24 protein-coding genes, 1 tRNA gene and 1 rRNA gene are annotated in these 24,988 nt (G+C 68.6%); 2 read left to right on the top strand and 24 right to left on the bottom strand.

What is annotated here, in order from left to right:
* Nucleotides 1-49: 49 nt before the first annotated feature.
* The 3 genes from ABZ195_RS27235 to ABZ195_RS27225 form a co-directional block, all read right to left on the bottom strand.
* On the bottom strand, nt 50-1,210 hold the full coding sequence (locus ABZ195_RS27235; protein ID WP_355223027.1) for a GDSL-type esterase/lipase family protein: 1,161 nt from the start codon (nt 1,208-1,210) through the stop codon (nt 50-52).
* 374 nt (nt 1,211-1,584) lie between these two features.
* Entirely contained in the window at nt 1,585-2,136 is a 552-nt protein-coding gene (locus ABZ195_RS27230; RefSeq protein ID WP_355223012.1) for a YceI family protein, read from the bottom strand.
* A gap of 126 nt (nt 2,137-2,262) precedes the next feature.
* A tRNA-Pro gene (locus tag ABZ195_RS27225) sits at nt 2,263-2,336 on the bottom strand.
* Between the two features lie 100 nt (nt 2,337-2,436).
* On the opposite strand from ABZ195_RS27225, the gene ABZ195_RS27220 reads away from it, so the two are divergent.
* Nucleotides 2,437-3,933 (top strand): cryptochrome/photolyase family protein, encoded by a 1,497-nt coding sequence (locus ABZ195_RS27220; protein WP_355223011.1) that lies wholly within the window; start codon nt 2,437-2,439, stop codon nt 3,931-3,933.
* A 23-nt stretch (nt 3,934-3,956) separates the two neighbouring features.
* Complete coding sequence (gene mgrA, locus ABZ195_RS27215; RefSeq protein WP_355223010.1) at nt 3,957-5,027, top strand: L-glyceraldehyde 3-phosphate reductase; 1,071 nt, start codon at nt 3,957-3,959, stop codon at nt 5,025-5,027.
* On the opposite strand, the gene ABZ195_RS27210 is transcribed toward mgrA, so the two are convergent.
* The 21 genes from ABZ195_RS27210 to rrf all read right to left on the bottom strand — a co-directional run.
* Nucleotides 5,024-5,797, bottom strand: a complete 774-nt coding sequence (locus ABZ195_RS27210; protein ID WP_355223009.1) for a sulfite exporter TauE/SafE family protein — start codon at nt 5,795-5,797, stop codon at nt 5,024-5,026. The two genes, mgrA and ABZ195_RS27210, sit on opposite strands and share 4 nt — an antisense overlap.
* Nucleotides 5,798-5,832: 35 nt before the next feature.
* Nucleotides 5,833-6,750 (bottom strand): sulfite exporter TauE/SafE family protein, encoded by a 918-nt coding sequence (locus ABZ195_RS27205; RefSeq protein ID WP_355223008.1) that lies wholly within the window; start codon nt 6,748-6,750, stop codon nt 5,833-5,835.
* Nucleotides 6,751-6,971: 221 nt separating this feature from the next.
* Nucleotides 6,972-8,402: a ribosome biogenesis GTPase Der gene (gene der, locus ABZ195_RS27200; RefSeq protein WP_355223007.1), complete on the bottom strand. Its 1,431-nt coding sequence runs from the start codon at nt 8,400-8,402 to the stop codon at nt 6,972-6,974.
* Complete coding sequence (gene cmk / locus ABZ195_RS27195) at nt 8,399-9,085, bottom strand: (d)CMP kinase (protein WP_355223006.1); 687 nt, start codon at nt 9,083-9,085, stop codon at nt 8,399-8,401. The genes der and cmk overlap by 4 nt, the downstream gene beginning before the upstream one ends.
* On the bottom strand, nt 9,082-9,828 hold the full coding sequence (locus tag ABZ195_RS27190; RefSeq protein WP_355223005.1) for a pseudouridine synthase: 747 nt from the start codon (nt 9,826-9,828) through the stop codon (nt 9,082-9,084). The genes cmk and ABZ195_RS27190 overlap by 4 nt, the downstream gene beginning before the upstream one ends.
* Before the next feature lies 1 nt (nt 9,829).
* Nucleotides 9,830-10,525, bottom strand: a complete 696-nt coding sequence (scpB, locus tag ABZ195_RS27185; protein WP_355223004.1) for an SMC-Scp complex subunit ScpB — start codon at nt 10,523-10,525, stop codon at nt 9,830-9,832.
* 10 nt (nt 10,526-10,535) lie between these two features.
* Nucleotides 10,536-11,348, bottom strand: coding sequence for a segregation/condensation protein A (locus tag ABZ195_RS27180; RefSeq protein ID WP_355223003.1), 813 nt, complete (start codon nt 11,346-11,348; stop codon nt 10,536-10,538).
* Entirely contained in the window at nt 11,345-12,244 is a 900-nt protein-coding gene (locus ABZ195_RS27175; protein ID WP_355223002.1) for a ParA family protein, read from the bottom strand. The genes ABZ195_RS27180 and ABZ195_RS27175 overlap by 4 nt, the downstream gene beginning before the upstream one ends.
* A gap of 98 nt (nt 12,245-12,342) precedes the next feature.
* Nucleotides 12,343-13,512, bottom strand: coding sequence for an NAD(P)/FAD-dependent oxidoreductase (locus ABZ195_RS27170; RefSeq protein WP_355223001.1), 1,170 nt, complete (start codon nt 13,510-13,512; stop codon nt 12,343-12,345).
* A 2-nt stretch (nt 13,513-13,514) separates the two neighbouring features.
* The gene (xerD, locus tag ABZ195_RS27165) at nt 13,515-14,465 is read right to left on the bottom strand and encodes a site-specific tyrosine recombinase XerD (protein ID WP_355223000.1); all 951 of its coding nucleotides are present in this window, start codon (nt 14,463-14,465) and stop codon (nt 13,515-13,517) included.
* Nucleotides 14,462-15,085 (bottom strand): NUDIX hydrolase, encoded by a 624-nt coding sequence (locus ABZ195_RS27160; RefSeq protein WP_355222999.1) that lies wholly within the window; start codon nt 15,083-15,085, stop codon nt 14,462-14,464. Before ABZ195_RS27160 ends, xerD begins: the two co-directional genes overlap by 4 nt.
* Nucleotides 15,078-16,826 carry a CTP synthase gene (locus tag ABZ195_RS27155; protein ID WP_355222998.1) on the bottom strand — a complete coding sequence of 583 codons (1,749 nt, stop codon included), beginning with the start codon at nt 16,824-16,826 and terminating at the stop codon, nt 15,078-15,080. The genes ABZ195_RS27160 and ABZ195_RS27155 overlap by 8 nt, the downstream gene beginning before the upstream one ends.
* Before the next feature lie 108 nt (nt 16,827-16,934).
* Nucleotides 16,935-17,876: a copper transporter gene (locus ABZ195_RS27150; RefSeq protein ID WP_355222997.1), complete on the bottom strand. Its 942-nt coding sequence runs from the start codon at nt 17,874-17,876 to the stop codon at nt 16,935-16,937.
* A gap of 30 nt (nt 17,877-17,906) precedes the next feature.
* Entirely contained in the window at nt 17,907-19,091 is a 1,185-nt protein-coding gene (steA, locus tag ABZ195_RS27145) for a putative cytokinetic ring protein SteA (RefSeq protein ID WP_355222996.1), read from the bottom strand.
* Nucleotides 19,092-19,196: 105 nt separating this feature from the next.
* The gene (gene recN, locus ABZ195_RS27140; RefSeq protein WP_355222995.1) at nt 19,197-20,957 is read right to left on the bottom strand and encodes a DNA repair protein RecN; all 1,761 of its coding nucleotides are present in this window, start codon (nt 20,955-20,957) and stop codon (nt 19,197-19,199) included.
* A complete protein-coding gene (locus tag ABZ195_RS27135) occupies nt 20,947-21,879 on the bottom strand; it encodes an NAD kinase (RefSeq protein WP_355222994.1) in 933 nt (310 codons plus the stop codon). Before ABZ195_RS27135 ends, recN begins: the two co-directional genes overlap by 11 nt.
* Nucleotides 21,876-22,685 carry a TlyA family RNA methyltransferase gene (locus tag ABZ195_RS27130; protein WP_355222993.1) on the bottom strand — a complete coding sequence of 270 codons (810 nt, stop codon included), beginning with the start codon at nt 22,683-22,685 and terminating at the stop codon, nt 21,876-21,878. The genes ABZ195_RS27135 and ABZ195_RS27130 overlap by 4 nt, the downstream gene beginning before the upstream one ends.
* A 7-nt stretch (nt 22,686-22,692) precedes the next feature.
* The gene (locus ABZ195_RS27125) at nt 22,693-22,860 is read right to left on the bottom strand and encodes a hypothetical protein (RefSeq protein WP_355222992.1); all 168 of its coding nucleotides are present in this window, start codon (nt 22,858-22,860) and stop codon (nt 22,693-22,695) included.
* A gap of 8 nt (nt 22,861-22,868) precedes the next feature.
* On the bottom strand, nt 22,869-23,891 hold the full coding sequence (locus tag ABZ195_RS27120; RefSeq protein ID WP_355222991.1) for an HAD-IIA family hydrolase: 1,023 nt from the start codon (nt 23,889-23,891) through the stop codon (nt 22,869-22,871).
* Nucleotide 23,892: 1 nt separating this feature from the next.
* A complete protein-coding gene (locus tag ABZ195_RS27115) occupies nt 23,893-24,759 on the bottom strand; it encodes a tetratricopeptide repeat protein (RefSeq protein WP_355222990.1) in 867 nt (288 codons plus the stop codon).
* Nucleotides 24,760-24,901: 142 nt separating this feature from the next.
* Nucleotides 24,902-24,988 (bottom strand): 5S ribosomal RNA (gene rrf / locus ABZ195_RS27110); the annotation flags it as partial.

Here is a 24,988-nt window from a genome sequence, read left to right as displayed (position 1 = left end):
CAAGTGAATTTTGCGTGCCGCCCGCACGTTCCCCTTTGACGCGGCGAAGTCAACGGCGCGCGAAGGGTCCGTCAGCCGAGAATGCGAAGCGCGCGAAGCGTTCGGCGATCAACCGGTGCGTGGCCGGGTCGGGATGGAGGTTGTCGGGCAGTGGGTGGTCGTCGGTGTCCAAGGGACCGTAGAGATCGTGACCGTCGAGGTAGTGCAGGTGCGGGTCTTCTGCGGCCCGGACCGTCATCACCGTGGCCAGTTGCTCCCGGATGACGGTCAACGTCAGGCTGCCCCGATTCACCGCGGCCGGATCCCCGGTCGCGACGAACCTCACCCTACCCTCGGCGAGTGCCACCGGGTCGAAAGCTCCTGGCCCTGGGGTGGTTTCATGTATCGGGCAGTATAGCGGCCCGACCACGAGCAGCGGAACGTCCGGGTGGCCGTCGCGGATCGTGTCCAAGAAGCCGTGAACCGCGGGACCAAAGGCGCGCACGCGCATCACGTCGGCGTTGACGAGGTTGATGCCGATCTTGACGCTGATGAGGTCTGCTGGTGTGTTGCGCATGGTGCGTGCCGTGAGGGGGTCGAGCATGGCACTGCCCGCGAGGCCGAGGTTCACCAGGTCCACTCCGCCGAGCGTGGCGGCGGCAGCGGGCCAGGTCGTGCTCGGACTGGCAGCGTTGGAACCCTGGCTGATCGAACTGCCGTGGTGCAACCACACCGGGCGGTCCCTCGGCGGCAAGGGTGTGATCGCCGCGTCTGTGCGAAGCGCGACGATCTCGGTGCGCTCGTGAAAGGGCAACCAGAGTTCGACGTCCTTGCTGCGCTCGGGCAAACCGTCGAAGCGCACGGTCCCCGGCGTTCCCCGTTGAACCTCTGCCTGCCCCGAGATGATGTCCACCTGAAGGACGTTGCCGCCGGTAGTCGTGGCCTGGCCGGCGAGGTGACCGTCGATCGTCAGGTCGACCGTGCCCTCCGGCCGGTCCGGCACACCGGACAATCTCACCCGCGTACGCAAGAGATCGAGTTCGATTGTCGTGGAACGAGTTCGGAATGTCAGCCGAACACCGGCGGGTTGCGCCTCCGCCGAGGCCAACTGCGGGTCCGTGGACTGTGCGCGGGCCCACGCTGGGAGACGATGCGGCAACCATCCTCCATCGGTGCGCTCGAGCTCCGCCATGCCACGGAACAACTCGGCGTCGACGACGTGCGCGCGCATCGGCGGCGTCACGGATGGCCGAGGCTCCGTTGGTCGCTCGTCGCTGCGCTGCGGTTGATCGGTCGGCATCGGTCTCGCCTCGGGTCAGTCGGATCGAGTGGGACTGTGGTCGGTTTCGGTCGGCGCGCCGCCGTACCGAAGTTGGCAGGATATTAACTTACCCTGGCTTCACTGCCACTGTCGAGGTCGTTGGTTTGGGCGGATATTCGTTGAGCATGGCGAACTTGCTCACCCTTCTGGTGATGCTGACGATGCTCTCGGCACCCGCCGGATTGCTTGCCGCACTTAAGTTTCGGCGCCCGGCGCGCGACACATCGGATGCGCACGGCCGTTGCCCGCCGTCGCACGGGTGGCGCCAGCCGATTGTGTGACCCTCAGTCGTCCTTGGCCCAGCTCGCGGTGAAGGAAACCGTGACGTCGTCGGCGACCCGAAGCGAGCCCATGAAGAGTGAGTACGGCTTGACGCCGAACTCGGTCTGCCGGACCACCGACTCACAGCTCACCCGCCACGCGTCGCCGAGGTCCTCGGTATGCAGGTCGACAGTCCGCGGCTTGGTCGTGCCGTGAATGTCGAGCGACCCGGTGAGGCGGTAGCCGTCGTCGGACTTCTCGATGTCGTCGGACCGGAAGCCGATGATCGGATGACGTTTCACCTCGAGCGCGCCCAAGGCATTCGACCGCACGATTGCCTTCTCCGGGCCCGACAGGGACTTCACCCCGCCCGAACCCTTCAGCACTTCGAATGAGGACACTTCGACCGTCAGCTCCATTGCGGCCGCACCGTTGTCGACCCACGACACCGTGGCTTCCCACGCCTGCATGGCGATCGTCAGATCGTGGCCGAACCGAGCACCCGGACCCGCGGCACGCGTGTGCAGGAGCAACTGACCGAGCGAGGCGTCCAGCGTCCACGATGTCGAACTCACGCGCTGACTGTATCCGTCCACCTTCTGGACCCATTGGGACGCTAGTGCGCGGCCATCTCCAAGCCACACCAATTCCTGAGGACGAAAGAACCCGCTCCGACCGAGGTCAGAGCGGGTTTCACACTGTCGGGCTGACAGGATTTGAACCTGCGACCACTTGACCCCCAGTCAAGTGCGCTACCAAGCTGCGCCACAGCCCGTGGCTCTGCCGGGTTCACCGGCAGCCGTCGAAATGCTACAGCAGCGGGCACCCGCACCCGAAACCGCGTCGGCGTCGGCACCCGGGGGTATAGAGGAGGCGTGGCCCCGACGACGCGCGACGACACTCCCCTCTGGCTCTTCGCCGACCAACTGGGGCCGGCCGTCTACGGCGGCGAGCACGCCCACCGCGAGATCTTGCTGGTCGAGGCCACCGCCGCGCTACGCAAGCGCCGCTATCACCGACAGAAGCTGCACCTGGTGGTCTCCGGGCTCCGGCACGCCGAACGTGACCTCGGCGACCGCGCCACCCTGCTCAAGTCCGACAATTACGTCGACGCCCTCGAGCAGTACGGCCGCCCGGTGCTGGTGCACGAACCGACCTCGCACGCCGCCGAGCGGTTCGTCCACCGCCTTCAGAAGCAGGGCCTGGTCACCGAGGTGCTGCCCACCCCGACGTTCGCCCTGCCGCGCAAGGACTTTCAGCACTGGGCGGGTAATCGCACACGGTTTCGGATGGAGGACTTCTACCGGGATCAGCGCCGCCGCTTCGACGTCCTGATGGACGGCAGCGAACCCGTCGGCAGCCGGTGGAACTACGACGAGGACAACCGTGAATCCCCGCCGAAGAAGCAGACGACCCTCGGCCTGCCGAAGCCATACCAACCGCGCGAGGACGAGATCGACGACCAGGTGCGCCGCGACCTGGACGCCATGGATCTCGACACCGTCGGCGTCGACGGCCCCCGCCTCTTCGCCGTGACCCCTACCGAGGCCAAGCGCGCCCTGCAGCGGTTCGTCGAGCACCGGTTGCCCGAGTTCGGCCGCTACGAGGACGCCATCATGGGCGGCGACTGGGCCATGTCGCATTCGCTGTTGTCGGTGCCGATGAATCTGGGCGTGCTGCATCCCCTCGAGGCGGTGGAGGCCGCCGAGAACGCCTACCGCAACGGCACGGCGCCGTTGGCCGCCGTCGAGGGCTTCATCCGGCAGATCCTCGGCTGGCGCGAATACATGTGGCACCTCTACTGGCACTTCGGCCCGGATTACACGAAGAAGAACAACGCCCTTGGCGCACAACGGAAACTGCCCGACTGGTGGACCAACCTCGACGCCGACTCCGTCACCGCCGAATGCCTGCGGCACGCCCTGATGGGCGTCCGCGACCGTGGCTGGAACCATCACATCCAGCGTCTGATGGTGCTGGGCAACCACGCCCTGCAGCGCGGCTATCAACCCGCTGAACTCACCGAGTGGTTCGCCACGGCCTACGTCGACGGCTTCCGCTGGGTGATGCCCACCAACGTGGTCGGCATGAGTCAACACGCCGACGGCGGTCTGCTCGCCACCAAGCCGTATGCCTCGGGCGGCGCGTACATCAACAAGATGAGCAACCACTGCGGCGATTGCGCATACGACCCCAAGAAGCGCGTCGGCGATGACGCCTGTCCCTTCACCGCTGGCTACTGGAACTTCGTCAACGATCACCGCGAGATGCTCGCCAAGAACAACCGAACCCAACGGGTGGTGGCGAACATGGACCGGCTCAAGGACCTCGACGCCGTCCTCGAACAAGAGGCAGATCGCCAAGACTTCTGAGTCGACGGGCCTAGGATCGAGAGATGTCCGACGACCTCGCCATCACCGACGTTCCCTTCACCCACGACCCCTGGGTGGCGGCCAAGAACCGCTACGACGCCATGCCCTATCGCCGCGTCGGAACGTCGGGCCTGCTGTTGCCGGCCATCTCACTGGGCCTTTGGTACAACTTCGGTGACAACCGGCCCTTCGACGTCATTCGCGAGGTGCTGCGCCACGCCTTCGACCGCGGCATCACCCATTTCGACCTGGCCAACAACTACGGCCCGCCCTACGGATCGGCCGAGGAGAACTTCGGCCGGATGATGCGCCGGGACTTCAAGCCGTACCGCAACGAGATGATCATCTCCACCAAGGCCGGCTGGGACATGTGGCCCGGTCCGTACGGTCAGCTCGGCAGCCGCGCCTACCTGCTGGCCAGCCTCGACGAGTCACTCGACCGCATGGGCTTGGACTACGTCGACGTCTTCTACTCCCACCGCATCGACCCGGTGACCCCGCTGGAGGAGACCATCGGCGCCCTCGACACAGCGGTCCGCGCGGGAAAGACTCGCTACGTGGGCATTTCGTCGTATTCGCCGGCCAAGACCGCCGAAGCTACGGCCATCGCGCAGCGCCTCGGCACCCCGCTGGTCATCCACCAGCCCTCGTACTCACTGCTGAACCGGTGGATCGAAGGCGGTTTGACCGACGAGCTCACCAAGGCCGGCATGGGCGCGATCGCGTTCACCGCCCTCGGCCAGGGCCTGCTGACCGACCGCTACCTGGAGCGGGCCGCGGCCGACGTCGACCGCGCGACCGCGCGGCCCACCTTCGACGACGACCTGGTGACCGACGAGGTGCTCGCGCAGCTGCGCGGGCTGGCCGCCATCGCAAAGCGGCGCGGGCAGTCCCTGGCCCAGCTCGCGTTGGCCTGGGTGCTGCGGGATCCGGCGGTCACCTCGACACTCATCGGCGCGTCCAGCGTGGAGCAACTCGACGAGAACCTCGGCGCGCTGGACAATTTGGAGTTCACCGCCGACGAGCTCACCGAGATCGACGAGTACGCGTCGGACTCCGGTATCGACCTGTGGCGGGAGAGCTCCGACGTCTAGACCGCCAGCAAGCGGTACAGCCCGATCAGCCCGACGATCACGATGATGATCCGAAGGGCGTTGGGCGACAACCGCCGTCCGTAGTGCGCGCCGAGGAACCCGCCCACCAGCGAGCCGACGGCGATCAACGCCGCCGCCAGCCAGCTGATCCGGTCGAACGCCACCAGGGTGTAGGCCGCCGCGGCCACCACGTTGACCAACAGCGACAGCAGGTTCTTCGCCGCGTTCATCCGCTGCATAGACTCGGGCAGCAGGGCGCCCATCACCCCGATGAGCAGAATGCCTTGCGCCGCAGTGAAGTACCCGCCGTAGATGCCGACGGCGAAGGTTCCCAACACCAGAAGGACCATCCGTCCCCGCGACACCGGTGCGTCTTCCTCACCGGAGCGCTTCTTGGCCCAGGCCTGGATCTTCGGGCCGAAGACGACGAGCAGCAGTGCGCCGATCAGCAGGACGGGTACGACCGCGACGAACACCTTCTCGGGCAGATGCAGCAGCAGCCACGACCCCAGGGCCGCCCCGAGCAGGGATCCTGGGATCTGCCACTTCAACCGTTTCCACTGCCCGCGAAGCTCACGCCGATAACCCCACGTTCCCGAGACACCACCGGCCACCAGGCCGACTGCGTTGGACATCGTCGCCGTCACGGGCGGATAGCCCAGCGCCACCAACGTCGGGAAGGTGATCAGGGTGCCCGAGCCGACGACCGCGTTGATCGCGCCGGCTCCGACACCCGCAAGGGCAATCAAAATCATGTGGGCGACGGACACCGGTCACACCCTAACGGGCCGCCTGCGGACGCCCGTCAGCGCGCGCCGAGCACGGGTTGCGGCTCGGCCACCGCGGCCGGCGGCGCGAAGGCCGGTGCCCGCGACGTGCGCCAGGCCAGTAGCACGAACGCCGCCCAGGCCACCACGATCGTCGCGTAGAGCACCGTCGACCATGGTGACGTCAACCCGAAGTACGCCACCAACTTCTGGGAATTGGTCAGCACGATGACCCCGCCGACACCCGCTCCCAGTAGCGCCGGGCTGATGCGGCTGACCAGCCACGCGGCGAACGGTGCGGCGACCACGCCACCGATGGCCAAGCCCAGCACGATGGGCAGGTTGTCGAAGAACTCCGATCGCAACCCGACCAGGAAGCCCAACGAGGCCGAGACCGACACCAGGAACTCCGACGCACTCACCGAGCCGATGACGGTGCGCGGCGCCGTCTTGCCGCCGGAGAGAAGCGTGCTGGTGGTGACCGGCCCCCAGCCACCCCCACCGGAGGCGTCGATGAACCCGCCGAACAGACCGAGCGGCGCCAGGAACTTCACGCCGTGTTTGGTGGTACCGGCCGCGACCGCGGGCGGGGTGCGCAGGGAGAACCGCAGCAGGACGTAGACGCCGATGGCCAGCAAGATCGCCGCCATCACCGGAGCGGCGTCCTCGGTGGACAGCGACGACAGCACCGTCGCACCCAGGAATGCGCCGATCGCGCCGGGGACGCCGAGTTTCGCGACCAGGCCCCAGTCGATGTTCTTGAACTTCCAGTGCGACAGGCCCGAGGCCAGCGTGGTGCCGACCTCGGCCAGGTGCACCGCGGCGCTGGCCTGAGCCGAGGCGACCCCGCTGAGCACCAGCAGGGTGGACGCCGTGACGCCGAACGCCATGCCGAGCGCGCCGTCGACGAGTTGGGCGCCGACGCCGACGAGGGTGAAGATGATGAGCGAACGCACGAGGTCCGGCTGCTTTCGATCGAATGGCGGTGACGACCGCCGGGGGTGACATGGGCGCGAGTCAGACGCGCTTACGACACCATTCGTCGAAGGCGATGAAACGCCGGGAGGGCCAGAACGGCTCGAGGGCGCACAGGCACGACGGTGCGGTACGGAAGGCCCGTTCAGCCATCGTCCACTCCCCTCGCCACGCCAACTCGACTCACATTACAGACAACGAGTCAGCGCTTTCGATTCCCGCCAGCCGACCGCTTCTCGCGCACCCGCACGTTGATCTTGATTGGGCTACCCTCGAATCCGAACTTCTCGCGCAGCTTGCGCTCGATGAATCGGCGGTAGCCCGCCTCCAGGAAGCCCGAGGTGAACAGCACGAAGGTCGGCGGCCGTGCCGTCGCCTGGGTGGCGAACAGGATCTTGGGCTGCTTGCCACCGCGCACCGGTGGCGGCGTCGCGGCGACCAGCTCCTTGAGGAACGTGTTGAGCTGCCCGGTGGTGATGCGCTTGTCCCACGACGCCAGCGCGCTCTCCAGCGCCGGCACCAGCCTCTGCACGGCACGGCCGGTCTTGGCGGAGATGTTCACCCGCTGCGCCCACTGCACCTGCTCGAGGGACAGGTCGATCTCGCGGTCCAGCAGGAAGCGCCGGTCCTCGTCCATCAGGTCCCACTTGTTGAACGCCAGCACCACCGCTCGGCCCGCCTCGATGACCATCGAGAGCACCCGCTGATCCTGCTCGGTCAGCGGCTGCGACGAATCGATGAGGACGATGACGACCTCGGCCGAGTCGATCGCGCCGTGGGTGCGCACCGAGGCATAGAACTCGTGCCCGCTGGCCTGGCCGACCTTGCGGCGCAGACCCGCGGTGTCGACGAAGCGCCACAGCTTGCCGCCCAGTTCGATCAGCGAGTCCACGGGGTCGACGGTGGTGCCCGCGACGTCGTGCACCACCGATCGCTCCTCGTTGGCGAGCCGGTTGATCAGCGAACTCTTGCCGACGTTGGGCTTGCCCACCAGCGCCACGCGCCGCGGACCGCCCGTGCCCGAGCCCATCTCCGACACTTCGGGCAACACCTCGAGGACGGCGTCGAGCAGGTCGGCCACGCCGCGGCCGTGCATCGCGCTGACCGGATGCGGCTGCCCCAGTCCTAGGGACCACAGCAGTGCGGCCTCGGACTCCATTTTCTCGTTGTCGACCTTGTTGGCCGCCAGGAACACCGGCTTGCCCGACTTCTGCAGGCGCTTGGCGGCGGCCTCGTCGGCGCTCGTCGCACCGGTCACCGAGTCGACGACGAGGATGATCGCGTCGGCGGTGCGCATGGCGACGGTCGCCTGCTCGGCCACCAACTGCTGTAGACCCTTGGCGTCGGGCTCCCAGCCGCCGGTGTCCTGCACCATGAACCGGCGTCCCAGCCAGTTGGCGTCATAGGACACCCGATCGCGGGTGACGCCCGGGATGTCCTGCACGACGGCCTCGCGTCGGCCGAGGATGCGGTTGACCAACGTGGACTTGCCGACGTTGGGCCTGCCGACGACCGCGACCACCGGCGGTGGTGCGAACTCGGCTTCGAGGTCGCCAACCTCGATGCCCTCGGGTGGCAGCTCCCAGTCGCTCTCGTCGGACCAGGTGCCGTCCGCTACGTCGTTCTCACTCATCTGGGGGCTCCAGCCCGCTGCTCGACCAAGTCGAGAAGCCTTGCCACGGTTTCGGATTGGGTCATGTCACTGCTGTCGACCACGACCGCGTCGTCGGCCGCGCGCAGGGGCGACACGGCGCGGGTCGAGTCGAGGTGGTCACGGCGCACGACGTCGGCCAGTACCGCGTCGTAGTCACCGGGCAGACCGGCGTCGACGTTCTGGTCGTTGCGGCGCCGGGCCCGCTCCTCCGGCGAGGCGGTCAGGTAGACCTTCAGGTCGGCGTGGGGCAGCACGACCGTGCCGATGTCGCGGCCCTCGACGACCACGGCGACGGTGCCGTCGGCCAGTTCGCGTTGCCGCTCGACCAGTCGGGTGCGCACCTCGGGGACCGCAGAGACCGCCGAGACGGCCTTGGTCACCGCGTCGCCGCGGATCTCGACCGAGACGTCCTCTCCCCCAAGGAAGTACAGGTCCTCGTCGGGGTCGAAGCCGACGGCGAGGTCGACGCCGGAGGCCAACTCGGCCACGGCCGCGGCGTCGTCGGGATCCAGACCGGCTCGTAGCACGGCCAGCGTCACGATCCGGTACATCGCACCGGTGTTCAGATAGCGCGCGCCAAGGGCCCTTGCCAAACCTCTTGACACCGAGGACTTTCCGGTGCCCGCCGGACCGTCGACGGCAATGGTCAGGGGGGCACTCACATTCCCACCGCCTTGTAGAGTTCGCCGACCTCTTTGCTGGTGAGCACCCTGATGCTGCCCGGCTTCTGCTCGCCGAGGGTCACCGTGCCGATGTCGGTGCGCACCAGGTCGGTGACGGGAAAGCCGACCGCGGCCAGCATTCGCCGCACGATTCGCTTGCGGCCCTCGTGCAGCGTCACCGAGACCAGCGACTTGCCGGGCACCGCGTCGACCATGGCGAAGTCGTCGACGTGGATCGGACCGTCGTCGAGTTCGATGCCCTCCTTGAGCTTCTTGCCCAGACCCCGCGGCACCGATCCGACGACGGTGGCCAGGTAGGTCTTGGGCACCTCGTAGGAGGGGTGCATCAGGCGGTGTGCCAACTCGCCGTCGTTGGTCAGGATCAGCAATCCCTCGGTGTCGGCGTCTAGGCGGCCCACGTGGAAGAGCTTCTTGTGACCGCGCACCCGGTACTCGACCAGATCGCCGACACAGGGCCTGCCCTGGTCGTCGGACATCGTCGAGTGCATCCCGCGTTCCTTGTTGATCGCGAGGTAGACCATCGTGTCGTCGCGGCGGATCTTCACGCCGTCGACGCGGATCTCGGCGTTGTCGGCGTCCACGCGCGTGCCCATCTCGGTCACGACGTGTCCGTCGACCTCGACCCGGCCGTCGCGGATCATGCGTTCGGCGACGCGACGCGATGCCACTCCCGCCTGAGACAGCACCTTCTGCAGTCGGGTGCCTTCGTCTTCGTCGGCCATGTCAGTCCTTGTCCACGTCGAAGGCCAGCGATTGATTGTTGGGTACCACACCGAGTTTCACGAACCGGGGTTCGTCGGCCAAGGACTCGGTGATGTCGTCGATGACGTCGACGTCTGGCAGGAGTGGGGCGATGTCGGGCAGATCGGCCAGCGTGGAGAGTCCCAGTCGTTCGAGGAACAGCTCAGTGGTCGCGAAAGTCGTTGCGCCGGTATCGGAGTCGGTACCGGCCTCGGTGATCAAACCGCGGGCCAGCAGCGTGCGCATCACCGCGTCGCAGTTGACGCCACGCACGGCGCTCACCCGCACGCGGCTCACCGGCTGCCGGTAGGCCACCACGGCCAGCGTCTCCAGCGCAGCGCGGGTCAGCTTCGAGCGGGTGCCGTCGAGCAGGAGTCGCTCGACGTACGGCGCGTACTGCGCCCGGGTGTACATCCGCCACCCGCCGCCGGCCTCGCGCAGGTCGATGCCGCTCTCGCGGGCGGTGAGCTCGTCGGCCATCACGCGCAGCGTGGCCGCCACCCGGTGCGCTGGCTGGTCGACCGCGGTGGACAGGGCATCGACGGTCACGGGTGCATCGACGACCAGCAGCAGCGCCTCCAAGACGGCGCCGAGTTGGTCGTCCTCCAGCGCGGGTTCCAGCGCGAGGTCGACCCCCAGATCGGAGGCATGGTCGGCTTCGGGGTGGTCGTCGGTCATCTACGTTTTCTCACTCTTCCACCGCCGTCGCCAGGTATTCGCTGGTCGGGCGATCCCCGGTCCACGAAACCTGCAGCACTCCAAGCGGTTCTGGCTGGTCGAATGTTACCGCGTTGGCCCGGAACAACTCCAACAGCGCCATGAACCGGCCAACGATTTCGATGGTCGCCTCGCAGTCGGCGACCAGGTCCGAGAACGACGCCCATTCGCCGATTCCGCGGTCTTCGAGCATCCCCAGCAACAGCCGCGCCTGCTCGGGCACCGACACCCCCTGGACGTGCAGGTGGCTCAGGCCGACCGTCGGGACGGGCCGCGGCGTGAACGCCGTCGCGGCGATCTGTGCGAAGCTGTCGGCGTCCACACCCAGCATGACCTCGGGTAACAGGTCCGAGTACTGGTCTTCGAGTGACACCGAGCGCGGGTAGCTTCGCAGCGCGGCGGCCTCGAGTTCGCCGAACATCACCGCCACGTGCTTGAACGCGCGGTACTGCAGCAGCCGGGCGAACAGCAGGTCGCGAACCTCGAGCAGCGCCAGATCCTCCTCGTCCTGCACCTCGCCGGCGGGCAGCAACCGGGCCGCCTTGAGGTCCAGGAGGGTGGCGGCAATCACGAGGAATGCCGTGGTCTCGTCGAGTTCCATCTGGCGACCGATGTGCTTGGTGTAGGCGATGAAGTCGTCGGTCACCCGGTGCAGCGCGACTTCGGTCACGTCCATCCGGTGGGCGAAGATCAGCTGCAGCAGCAGGTCGAACGGTCCCTCGAAGTTGGTCAGCCGGACCTGAAAGCCCGCCTTCGACGACTCCTGCGGAACCGGCGAGCTCACGCGCCGAACCGGTCGACGACCTCACGCGCCAGCGACCGATAGGCTTGTGCACCAGTCGATTTGGGCGCCCAGCTGGTGATGGGCTCGCCGGCGACGCTGGTCTCGGGGAAGCGGACGGTCCTGGTGATGACGGTGTCGAACACCAGATCGCCGAACTGTTGCAGGACCCGCGCCATCACCTCGCGCGAGTTGACGGTGCGCGGGTCGTAGCGGGTGATCAGGATCCCGCCGATGTCGAGCTTCGGGTTGAGTCGTTCCTTGACCTTGGTCACGGTGTCGGTGAGCAACGCCAGCCCGCGCAGCGAGAAGTACTCGCACTCGGTGGGGATGATGACGCTGTCCGCGCAGGCCAGACCGTTGACCGTCAGCAGGCCCAGTGACGGCTGGCAGTCGATCAGCACGTAGTCGTAGCGGTCCAGCACCGGGTGCAGGGCCCGCGACAGCGAATGCTCCCGCCCCACCTCGTTGACCAGCTGAATCTCCGCCGCGGAGAGGTCGATGTTGCTGGGCAGCAGGTCCAGACCCTTGACGCGGGTCTTGATCAGCACGTCCTCCACCGACACCCGCGGCTCGATCAGCAGGTTGTGCACGGTGTGGTCGAGTTCGTAGTGCGGCACTCCGAGGCCGGCCGACAGCGCGCCCTGCGGGTCGAGGTCGACGAGCAACACCCGGCGGCCGTACTCGGCGAGGCTGGCACCGAGATTGATGGTCGAGGTCGTCTTGCCGACGCCGCCCTTCTGGTTGCACATCGCGATGACCTTGGCCGGGCCGTGCACGCTTCGCGGCTTGGGCTCGGGGATGGGCCGGGGTGGGCGGCCCGTGAGGCCGACCGCGTCGGAGCCGCCTGCCGCGTCCGAGGCGCCTGGGCCGTCGGCGGTACCAGCGTCGTCGGTCACTCGGGACCGCCGCCGGTCAGGCATCCTTCGGGCTTGGCGAACATCGCTTGGAGTTTAACGGGATGGGAACGCTGCGTACGCCAGACCCGCGCGGCCGGCTAGAAGAGCTTGTTCCGCTTGACGCGGTTCGACTCGGCGACGGCTCTGGCGATCCTCGCCGCCATTCGCTCCGCCTGCGTTGACGTGTACCCGATCAACGAGGGCCGCGACCACATTCCGAGGAACCACAACCCCGGCTCGGCCGCGACGTCGCCGCCAACCCTGGGCCTGCCGGCGTCGGTGAGCACCCCGAGCTGGCCGACGAGCGACTCCAGCCCCGGTCGATAGCCGGTGGCCGCGACCACCACGTCGGCGTCGAGGCGGGTGCGGTCGGTCAGCACCACCGACGGCCCGTCGAACGCGGTGACCGCGGCGACGACCTCGACGGCGCCGTCACGGATGGCCTCGACCACCTCCGCGTCCACGACCGTCGGCGAGGCGTCGAGGCGGTGGGCGCGGCTGAACGGTCCCTCGGCCGGGATTGGCAGGCCGACGTCGCCCAGGTCGCCGAAGGCGCCCAACCGCGCGCGCCGCGCCAGCGCGTCGGCCAGTCGGGGCGGCAGGTGGTAGAGCGGTCGGGAGACCAGGTCGTTGGACCGACCGCCCGGCCCTCGTCGCGGCAGCAGGTTCGGTGGGGTGCGGATGGAAAGCCACACCTTGGCCGCGCCCCCGGCGGCGAGGTCGTGCGCGATCTCCAGCCCCGACGAACCGCCGCCCACCACCACGACGCGCTTGCCCAGGAACGGCCCGGGATTGCGGTAGGTCGACGAGTGCAGCACCGCTCCGGGGAACGACGCGGACCCCGGCCAGTCCGGCAGGACCGGGCTGCGGAGGTAGCCGGTCGCGACCACGACGTGCGCGGTGCCGACGATGCCGTCGGGGGTGAGCACGCCCCAGCCGCTGGGCTTGCGGCGGACGATCCGTTCGACGGGGGTGTCGAGCCGCATCTCGATGCCGCGTTCCCCGGCGTGCGCCTCGAGGTGGGCGACGACCTGGTCGCGGGTCGGATACAGCGGAGTTCCCTTGGCGTAGGGCCGCTTTGGCAGATGCGAGTACCGGCGGCCGGTGTTGAGCCGCAACGCGTCGTATCGCGACCGCCACGCCGCCCCGACCGCGTCGCCGCGTTCGAGTACCACCGAGGGGATCGACAGATCGCTCAGGCACAGGGCGGCCGCGAGGCCCGCGGTGCCGGCGCCCACGACGACGACGGAGTTCTCGGGTGCGGTCACGGTCAGCGCGCTCGAGGGTGCGCACCGGCCCAGACCTCCCGCAGCGCCGACACCGTGACGAGCGTGTAGATCTGTGTGGTGGTGACCGAGGCGTGGCCGAGCAGCTCCTGCACCACGCGCACGTCGGCACCACCCTCGAGCAGATGCGTGGCGAACGAGTGCCGCAGCGTGTGCGGTGACACCGACGCGGAGATGCCGGCCCGTTCGGCGGCGTCCTGCAGCACCTGCCAGGCGCTCTGCCGAGACAGGCGGCCGCCGCGAGCGTTGAGGAAGATGGCGCCCGCGGCACCCTTGCCGCGGCGGGCCAGTTCGGGGCGACCGCGGACCAGGTAGGCGTCCAGTGCGCTGACCGCTGGTCGGCCGATGGGCACCAGCCGTTGCTTGCCGCCCTTGCCGCGCAGCAGCACCGACCGCGACTGCACGTCGATGTCGTCTACGTCGAGACCGACGGCCTCGGAGATCCGCGCGCCGGTGGAGTACAGCACCTCGAGCAGGGCGCGGTTGCGCAACGACAGCGGACCGTCGGTCTCACCGTCACCCCCCGCACCCTCGAGCAGCGCCACGACGTCGTCGACGCTGATGCTCTTGGGCAGGCGTCGGGTGGGTGTCGGAGGCTTGACGGCACGGGCGACGTCGGCGGCGGTCAATCCCTCGGCGGTGGCGAACCGGTGGAATCCGCGGACCGCGATGAGGGTGCGCGCCGCCGACACCGCCGACAGCGGCGTGGTGCCCAGGTCCTCGTCGCCGACGCGCAGGGACACCAGGAAGTCGGTGACGTGCTCCTCGGTGACGTCGGCGACGTCGTCGATGTTTCGGGCGGCCAGGTGGGCCAGGTAGCGCCGCAGGTCTCGCCGGTACGAGCTCAGCGTGTTGGCGGCCACTCCGCGTTCGATGGTCAGGTGGTCCAGGTACCCCTGGAGTTGGCCGTCGAGGGCACCAACGGCGGTGGTCACCCGTTGGCCTGCCGGGCGGCGAACCTGGTCGGCTTGTCGCGCCACGGAGCATCGACGGAGCGCGGCCGGCGGCCGTCGCGGTCGACGGTGCTGGCGGCCAGGATGCCCGCCACGGCAAGGGAATTGACGACGGTGCCGGTCAGCACCATGTCGACGGCCTCGGTCAGCGGGAACCACTGCAATTCGAGGTCGGCCTCCTCGTCGTGGGCCTCGGGCCGGCCGACGTCGGTCAGACCCGTCGCGAGATAGATGCGGACGGATTCGTCGCTGAAGCCCGCCGCCGAGATGACGTCGACCAGGACGGTCCACTCGGTGGCGGCCAGCCCGGCCTCCTCCTCGAGTTCCCGGGCGGCGCTCAGATGCGGCGCCTCACCGCCGACGTCGAGGAGTCCGGCCGGCAGCTCCCACAACCGTCGCCCCACCGGATGCCGGTACTGGTGGATGAGTGCGACGTTGCCGTTCTCGTCGAGCGCGACGATGCCGACGGCGCCGTAGTGTTCGACGACCTCGCGGCGCGCCGTCCGGCCGCCGGGCATGGCCACCTCGTCGGCGCGCAGCGCGAAGATCTTCCCGACATAGAGCGTCTCGGACTCGACGGTGGTGAACTCGTGGTCAGCCACGGTGTGCGTGCTCTGACAGCTCGGCGCCGTTGGCCCGTTGGGTCGCGAGCTCTACCGGCAGACGTTCGGCGGCCTTGTACTCCAAGGCCGCGCCGACGAAGGCCACGAACAGCGGATGCGGGCGGGTGGGCCGGCTCTTCAGCTCAGGATGGGCCTGGGTGCCGACGATGAACGGGTGCACGGCCGGGGCGTATTCGACGAACTCGACGAGGTGACCGTCGGGTGAGGTGCCCGAGAACCGCAGACCGCTCTCGGCGATGCGGTCGCGGTAGGCGTTGTTGACCTCGTAGCGGTGCCGGTGGCGCTCGGAGACCTTCGTCGACTCATACGCGCGGGCCACGATCGAATCCTCCTCCAGCACCGCGGGATAGGCACCGAGGCGCATGGTGCCGCCGAGGTCGGCCTCCCCCGCCACGATGTCTTGCTGGTCGGCCATGGTGGAGACCACCGGATCGGGTGTCTCTGGGTCGAACTCCGCGGAGTTGGCGTCGTCGATGCCGACGGACCGGGCCGCTTCGATGACGATGCACTGCAAGCCCAGGCACAGTCCGAGCACCGGGATGCCGTGCTTGCGCGCGAACTTGATCGCTCCGAGCTTGCCCTCGATGCCGCGGATGCCGAACCCTCCGGGGATCAGCACCCCGTGGACGTCGCCCAGCGCCAGCGCCGCACGGGGATCGGTCTCGCAGTCGTCGGAGGCAACCCACTGGATCTCGACCTTGGCGTGGTGCCGGAAGCCGCCGGCACGAAGCGCCTCGGCCACCGACAGGTAGGCATCGGACAGATCGATGTACTTGCCCACCAACGCGATTCGCACGGTCTCCTGGGGCTCGTGCACGCGGCGCAGCAGGTCGTCCCACTCGGTCCAGTCGACGTCGCGGAAGGGGAGGTTGAGCCGGCGCACCACGTAGGCGTCGAGTTCCTCGCGGTGCAGCACCTTGGGGATGTCGTAGATCGACGGCGCGTCGGGGGTCGAGATCACACCGTCCACGTCGACGTCGCACATCAGCGCGATCTTGTTCTTCAGCGGCTCGGGCACGTCCCGGTCACAGCGCAGGATCAGGGCGTCGGGGCTGATGCCAATGCTGCGCAGTGCCGCCACGGAGTGTTGCGTCGGCTTGGTCTTCAGCTCGCCGGAGGGCGCGAGGTAGGGCACCAGCGACACGTGCAGGAAGAACACGTTCTCGCGGCCCACCTCGTGGCGGACCTGACGGGCGGCCTCCAGGAACGGCAGGGACTCGATGTCGCCGACGGTGCCGCCGATCTCGGTGATGACGACGTCGGGACGGTCGCCGTCCTCGTCGGGCTCGGCCATCGCCAGGATGCGGCGCTTGATCTCGTCGGTGATGTGCGGGATGACCTGCACGGTGTCGCCGAGGTATTCACCGCGGCGTTCCTTCGCGATCACCGTCGAATACACCTGGCCGGTGGTCACATTCGCCGATCCCGACAGATTGCGGTCCAGGAAGCGCTCGTAGTGACCGACGTCCAGGTCGGTCTCGGCGCCGTCCTCGGTGACGAAGACCTCGCCGTGCTGGAACGGGTTCATGGTGCCCGGGTCGACGTTGAGGTACGGATCGAGCTTTTGCATCGTCACCTGGATGCCACGTGCGGTGAGCAACTGACCGAGGCTGCTGGCGGTGAGACCCTTGCCGAGCGATGACGCGACCCCGCCACTGACGAACAGATGCTTGGTCGTGGTCTGTGGGTGCCTACGTAACGAATTCGTTCGGCTGAGCAAGTGGCGACCTCCGTGGCGAGTGGCTTGGGGCCTGCCGACCCACGGAAACTCACCCTAACACCGACGGCGACGCGTGGCGTCTGACGCGCCGCCACCGACCGCCGGGTGTTACTGGGCCAGGGTCACCGACGACGCGCCACGACCGATGCCGTACTGCCCGGGCCGGCCGCCGCCGACCATCTCCTGCAGGCCCAGCACCGCGGTGATGCGGCCCGAGGACCGCTCGACGTCGTCGACCGTGGCGACGGCACTGGCGAGGCTGGTGTCGGACCGGACCACCGAGACGGCGCCCGTTCCGATCGCCGAGCCGTCGCGTCCGGCGACCAGGGTGCCGACGCCGTGGGGCGCCAGACCTGCGGCGAAGCGCGCGACGGTCGAGCCCTGGTTGCCCGCGTCGTCGGCCAGCCCGCCCCCGGTGACGATCAGGGCCGTGTCGGCGGACCCGATGCGCTCGGTGCCGTAGGTGAGGAAGCCGGTGTCGCGGAGCGCGGTCAACACCGCGTCGCGCTGCGCGTCGTCGACGGCCGCGGCGGCCGGGTCCTTCCCGTTGAGCAATGCGATCCCAAGCAGGTCGCCCGCCTGCGAGCCCTGGTCGACCGAGGTGGTGCTCAGCTGGCGGCCGGCGGGCACGATGGGCGAGTTGACCACCGACAGCAGTTTCTCCGAGGAGTTGGCGTCCACGAACTCCTGGGTCAGGCCGATCGTCCCGCTGACCACGCCGCCGGCCTCCCCGATCAGGCGTGAGAGGGCGGTGACGTCGTCGTCGACGGCGTCGGGAGTCCGGAACATCATCACCGACTTGCCCTTCAACGCGTCACGGATGATCCGTGGCGACATTTGAGCGTCGAAGTCGTTTGCCGCACTCAGTTTTTCGTTGAGCACGTTCTTCTCGTCGGTGAGCCCGTTGATTTGGTTCTGCATCTGGGCCTTGTCGTCCTTGAGGCCGGCCAGCAGCGTGTTGGACAACAAACCCGACCCCAGAGCCACACCGATCGCCAAGGCAAGGAAGACCGCCGCCAGCGAAATGGCATGTGAGCGCAGGGAAATCACGAAACCTCCGAGAAGTGGCTGACCGGTGGGTCAGGTGACCAGGCCCTGCACCCACAGGGAGAACTGGTTCCAGTACTGGGTGACCCATTCGATGACGACGGTGTCGGCGCGCGACACCCAGAGGGCGGCGATGACGGCGATCAACATGGCCAGCACGAGCAGGGCGATGGCGCCGCCGGACACGCGGCTGCGGTAGAGCGTCGCGACGGCCTTGGCGTCGACCAGTTTTTCGCCGACCTTGAGGCGAGTCAGGAACATCGACGGATTGCTCTGCTGTCGCGAGCGGTCGAAGAACTCCTCGATGCTGGCGTTGTGGCCGGCGGTCACGATCAGCGACGCGCCGTGGTGGTCGCACAGCAGCATGGCGAGGTCGGCGGCCGACCCGGCAGCGGGGAACGTCATGGCTCCCACGCCAAGGTCCTGGATGCGCTCGAGGCCCTTGGCATGACCGTCGGCGTCGGCGGGCAGCACCACCTGCGCGCCGGACCGCAGCACCTCGACGCTCATCTCCTCGGGATCGCCGACGATCAAGGCGGGCCGGTGGCCCGCACGACGCAGCACGTCGGCACCGGAGCCGACGCCGACGAGCACCGGTTGGTACTCCTTGATGAACGGCTTGAGGGCCTTGAGATCCTCGGCCGCGTCGGCCTCGTCGGCGACGATGACGACGTGCCTGCGATGCAGGTCGACGTCGATGTCCGGGATCCCCATACCGTCGATCAGCAGCGGGCTCTCGCTGCGGATGAACTCGATGGTGTTGCCCGCGAACGCCTCGAGGTGCGAGACCAGACCGCTCTTCGCCTCGTGCATGAGGTCGTGGATTTCCTCGTCGGTGCGCTCGGTGCCCAGCGCGAGGCGGCGGTCACCGGAGTAGACACCGCCGTTGTGCAAGCGAACCTTGCTGCCGTCCTTGATCTTCTTGAAGATCTCCGGGCCCGCCTCGTCGATCAGCACGACGCCGTTGGCGACCAACACCTCGGGACCGAGGTTGGGGTAGCGGCCGGAGATCGACGGCGACGCGTTGACGACCGCGGCGATGTTGGCGTCGACGAGGGCGTCGGCCGTGATGCGGTCGAGGTCCAGGGCATCCATGACGACGACGTCACCGGGGCCGACACGTCGCAGCAGGCGGTCGATGTCGCGATCGACGCGGGCCGTGCCGGTCACACCGGGTCGTGAGCCGGCATTACGCGAGAGGAGCGCTGACATCTTCATGGGGGGATTCTGTCGGCGAACCCTCAAGTTGAGGTGGAGGCGCGCCGTACCACCAGCCTCAGAAGTCTCTTTCCGTCACATCTGCAACACGATCGCGTCTCGCCGCTAGGACTCCGCCGCTTCCTTCTGCGCCCCCTCCAACAGCTCGCGTGCGTGCGCGCGGCCGCTGTCGGACTCCCCCAGCCCGGCCAGCATGCGGGCCAGCTCACCGACCCGGTCCTCGTCCTCGAGGCGGCGCACCTCGCTCGACTTGCCCTTCCCGGAACCACTGTCGACGACGAGGTGAACGTCGGCATACGCGGCCACCTGCGGCAGATGGGTCACCACGATCACCTGGTGGGTGCGCGCCAGGCGCGCCAACCGCCGGCCGATCTGCACCGCGGCTCGGCCGCCGACGCCCGCGTCGACTTCGTCGAACACCATCGTGGTGCCCTCCGCCGACGCGGCCAGCACCACCTCGAGGGCCAGCATGACGCGCGACAGCTCACCGCCGGAGGCACTCTTGGCCAGCGGCAGCGCCTCCGAGCCGGAATGCGGCATGAAGCCGAACTCGACGGCGTCGACGCCGTCATGGCCGGCATGCACCACCTCTCCGGTGGGCAGTGTCAGCGGCGCCGAGTCGTCGCTCCTGGCCAGCAGCGGGCTGACCGCGATGCTGAACCCCGCACCCGACATCGCCAGGCCGGCGAGCTCGGCCGTCACCGCCTTGGCCATTGCCTTGGCGGCCTTGGTCCGGACCTTGGTGACCTCGGCGGACGCGGCCACGACCTTGGTCTCGAGGGCGTCGACGCGCTGCTGCAGCACCGCCAAACCCTCCTCCGACACGTCGAGCTGGGCCAGCCGGCTGCGCGCGTCGTCGGCCCAGTCCAGCACGCCGTCGACGTCGGCGGCGTACTTGCGGGTCAGATTGCGCAGCTCGCCCTGGCGGGCCAGCTTTCCCTCCAGAGTGCTTGCGTCGCTGGGTAATTCGGCCAAATAGTCGCCGAGCTCACCGGAGACGTCGCCGACGACCGCGAGGGCTTCGCCGAGCCGGTCACCGAGGGCGCGTAGGGCCGCGTCGTCGGTGGCTTGCAACGCCGACTTGGCCTGACCGATGCCGTCGATCGCCGAGAACCCCTGCGCGGGATCGTCGAGCTCGCCGGACAGCGCGACGCGGGCGACCTGCGCCGCGTCGCGCAACGCGTCCAGCTCCGAGAGCCTGCGGATGTCGGCAACCAGCGCGTCGTCCTCACCGAGCTGTGGGGCGACGGCGTCGATCTCACCGAGCCCGAACTGCAATCGGTCGGCCTCCAGCGCCAGCTCGCGCGCCCGCCGCCGGCGGTCGGCCACGTCCCGGCGCAGGGTCAGCCACTCCTCACGGTGCGTTCGGTATCGCGCCAACGGTGCGTCGACGTCGGCGAACCGGTCCAGCGCCGTGCGCTGCTCGTCGGAGCGCATGAGTCGAAGCTGATCGTTCTGGCCGTGCAGCGCAAGGAGTTCGGTGGTGAAGGTGCTCAAGGACTTGGCCGGCACGCTGCGTCCGCCGAGATAGGCGCGCGACGGGCCGTCGCGGCTGACCGAGCGGGCGGCGATGACGCTGCCGTCGTCGTCGCGGTCGGCACCGGAGGAGTCCAGGATCTCGTCGATCCGCTCGGCGACCGTGCCCTCGAGTTCGGTGGTCGTGAACCGGCCTTCCACCACCGCGCGTTCGGACCCGGTCCGCACGCGGCTGGCGTCGGCCCGGGCGCCGCCCAGCAGATGCAGACCCGTGACGACCATGGTCTTGCCGGCTCCGGTCTCGCCCGTCAACACCGTGAGCCCGCGGTCGAATTCGGCGGTGGCGGCCCTGATGGCTCCGAGTTCGGTGATCCTGATCTCAGCGAGCACTGTGCCCCCGCCAGCCGGCGACCGGCAATTGGAACTTGCGTACCAGTCGGTCGGTGAAGGGTGCGCTGTCCAACCGGATCCACTTCAGCGGGGTGCCGCACCGCGTGACCTCGAGACGTCCGCCAGCGGGCACCTCCATCTTGCGTCGGCCGTCGCAGAAGACCACGGCGTCGTATCCGCTGGCCTCGACCTCGATGGCGATCGACGCGTTCGGACTGGTGACCATGGGCCGGGCGAACAGGGCGTGCGCGTTGTTGGGCACCACCAGGATCGACTCGAGGTCGGGCCACAGGATGGGGCCACCGGCGGAGAACGCATAGGCGGTCGACCCGGTCGGAGTGGACACCAGCACGCCGTCGCAGCCGAAGGTCGAGACGGGCCGGCCGTCGACCTCGAGCACGACGCCGAGAACGCCCAACCGGGGCCCCTTCTCGAGGCTGGCCTCGTTGAGGGCCCAGCCTCGCTGCTTGATCTGGCCGTCCACGCGCACGACGATGTCGAGGGTCATGCGATCCTCGACGCTGTAGTTGCGCGTGATCACCTGCTCCAGCACGGTGTCGATGGCGCCGGCCTCGGCCTCGGCGAGGAAGCCGATGCGACCGAGGTTGACCCCGAGCACCGGGATCTCGACGTTGCGGGCGAGTTCGGCCGCCCGTAGGAACGTGCCGTCACCGCCGAGCACGAGCACCATCTCGCATCCCTCGGCCGCGCGCTCGTCGGCGTCGACGACCTGGATCTCGGGGCCGATGGCGTCCTTGATCTCCGCCGCGCTGTGCAACGGCTGGTGGTCCACTTGCTCGGCGGCGAGCACGCGGAGCCCAATCCCGTTCTCGCTGAGCACCTTCTCCACTCGACGAGCGGTCTCAGTGGCCTCGTCGCGGCCGGTGTGGACGACGAGCAGCACCTGGCGTTCGCCGGTCATTGTGGCCCTTCTTCGATCGCTCGACGTACGGCGTGCTCCAGGTACTCGCCCAGGAGTGGGCGGTCGGTCTGCGCGCGAAGGCGCAGGAAGAATTCGACGTTGCCCGACGGTCCGGGCAGCGGGCTGGACGTGACGTCGACGGCATGCCACCCGAGTTCGGCCGCCCGTTGCGCGACTGAGCGGACCGCGTCGGCCCTGACCTCGGGATCCGACACGACACCGCCAGGCCCTACCCGCGCCTTGCCGACCTCGAACTGTGGCTTCACCATGGGAACGATATCGGCGTCGTCCGACGCGCAGGACACCAGCGCGGGCAGCACCGTCGCCAGGGAAATGAACGACAGGTCCGCGACGATCAGGTCGACCGGCCCACCGATGGCCTCGGCGGTGAGCGCGCGGACGTTGGTCCGCTCCATCACCACCACGCGGTCATCGGAGCGCAACGACCACGCGAGCTGGCCGTAGCCGACGTCGGCGGCCACCACTTCGGCGGCGCCCCGATCCAGGAGCACCTGGGTGAAGCCGCCGGTCGACGCGCCGGCGTCCAAGCATCGCCGGCCGGCCACCGTGACGTCGAAGGCGTCCAGGGCGCCGATGAGTTTGTGGGCGCCCCGCGAGACCCAAGTGCGTTCGTCGGCCCCGGTGACGGTGAGCTTCGCGTCGACGGTGACGGCGGTCGCGGGTTTTGCGGCGGGCATGCCGTCGATGCGCACCCGACCAGCGTCGATCATCTCCGCCGCCTGCTGGCGGGACCGGGCGAGGCCACGCCGGACCAGCTCGGCATCAACGCGAGCGCGCCGAGTCACCTGATGCTTACCTCTCGACGGATTCCAGCGCCCGGACCAGCAGGTCGTGAGCCTCTTCCAGGCGTGCCGCGATGCCCTCGACATCGACGTGTTCGGAGTCGTCGGCAGCAGGATCGGGAAGCTCGGCGAGTAGGGCCTCGACCCTGGCTCGGATCTGATCGGGATCGGTCGTCATCTCGGCGTTCACGCTAGCTGATCGGACGGCCCCGCCAGCGAGCAGCGCTCCAGCGCCTCGTGAGCCGTGTGGTCGCCACCGAGGATGGCGAACCGGACGCCGTCGACGCTCGAGCCCCAGACGGTGCTGGCCACCGCGCGCACGATGCTCAACGGGTCCTCCGCGTCACGGCCGGTCCAGTAGACGGTCACGTCCTGCGGACCAACCTCGACGCGCCACGACGGGTGCGGGGCGACCCGCAGCGTGCCGCTGTCGGCATTGAGCGAACGCAGGTCCGCCGCCAGGTAGTTGGGGCGTTCGGCGGCGTCGGCGTAGATCATGTCGGTGACCGAGCTGACGCCCGTCAACACCAGCATGCTGGGCAGCCCGGCGGCGTTGGCGCCGGCGATGTCGGTGTCCAGTCGGTCGCCGATCACCAACGGACGTTCGAAGTCGCCACGGGCGAGCGCGTCGAGCAGCAGCGGCGGCTGGGGCTTGCCCGCCACCTGGGGTCGTTGGTCGGTCGCGGTCTCGAGCGCCGCGACCATCGACCCGTTGCCGGGCAACAGTCCCTGTTCCGAGGGCAGGGTCCGGTCGACGTTGGCCGCCACCCATAGCGCGCCGGCGCGGATCGCCAGCGCCCCCTCGGCCAGGTCGGCCCACCCCGTCTGGGGGGAATGGCCCTGCACCACCGCGGCGGGTTCGTCGGCGAACTTCCGGACGGGTTCGAGGCCGACCTTGCGAACCTCTTCGGCCAAGGACTCGGTGCCGATGACGAGAACCTTGTCCCCCGTGGACATTTGGGTCGCGAGCAAACGCGCCGCACTCTGCGCGCTGGTGACGACGTCGTCGGCCTTGGCCGCGAAACCCATCGCCACCAGGTTCTTGGCGACCTCGTCGGGACCCCGGGAGGCGTTGTTGGTGACGAAGAGGGTGCGGGGTTCGATGCCACTGAGCGTCTCGACGGAACCGTCGGTGGGTTGCTGTCCGCGGAAGACGGTGCCATCCAGATCCAGCAGTAGACAATCGTGGTGCTGGGCAAGTGTCGTCACGTCAGCTGAGCTCCGTAATTCTCTCGTCGGCGTCGGTGACGCCCTCGACGTCCGCAGCCTCGGCGTGGATGAACCACTGCAGCGCTTCGTCGTTGCGGCCGAGCGCCAACAGGGTGTCGGCGTAGGCGTAGAAGAGTCTGGTTGCCGTCAGACCCGTACGCTCCGGATCCAGCGGAGGTGACGACAGCACCGCGAGGGCCTGCTCGTGCTGGCCAAGGTCCGAGCGGGCGCCGGCGACGACGATACGCAGCTCGTCGGCGTCGTCGCCGGTGAGCTCTTCGGCCTCCGGGGTGTGCGAAAGGTCGATGGCGCGTTGCGGTCGGCCGACGCCGCGCTCGCAGTCGGCGATCAGCGCCAGCAGAGGAGACTTGCTGCCCATGCGCCGCGCGGTCCGGAACTCCGAGAGCGCTTGGGCCCAGTCCCCGCAGTGATAGGCCGCGATGCCGACGGCTTCGCGGACCGCGGCGATGCGGCCCGATCGGGTCCGCGCCGCCTGTGCGTGTTTCAACGCAAGCTCGGGGTCTTCGTCGAGGAGGTCACCGGCGGCCACGAGATGCTTGGCGACGTAGTCGGCGGTGGCCTTGTCCAGGGTCATCAATTCACCGCGGACGTCGGGCGCGAGTTGCTTGGCCTCGACGTCGGGTGGGATGGGGGGTGCGTCCTTGTCGGAGCGCGGATCCTCCGTGGCCGACGCCGGCCGCCGCGGACGGTCGGGACCGCCGGTGCGGGGGGCGCCTCGACGGTCGCCGAATCCGGAACCGGTTGCCGAGCCTCGACGGGAGTCGGTCGACCCGTGCCTGGGTGCGCCGCCGCTGGGAGTACGCCGAGGCCGTTTGTCGTCGCCTCCGCGTTGCGTGTCCTGAGCCACGTCTGCCTTCCCTGTTCTATTCGCCGTACCGCAAGAGGATACGGCGACATTTCCCGATGCGCGAAGAATGCCAAATGGAATGGCATGGTCGCGAAAAGAGAATTACCCCCCACGCGAACGTGGGGGGTAATTCCTAATGGGTGTTCGGCGGTGTCCTACTTTTCCACCCGATGGGGCAGTATCATTGGCGCTGGTAGGCTTAGCTTCCGGGTTCGGGATGGGACCGGGC

The sequence above is a fragment of the Mycobacterium sp. NPDC006124 genome, from assembly GCF_040614235.1.
In the GTDB taxonomy this organism is placed as follows: Bacteria; Actinomycetota; Actinomycetes; order Mycobacteriales; family Mycobacteriaceae; genus Mycobacterium.
Note: the sequence above shows the minus strand (reverse complement) of the source record. Positions and strands in the feature narration are given on the sequence as shown.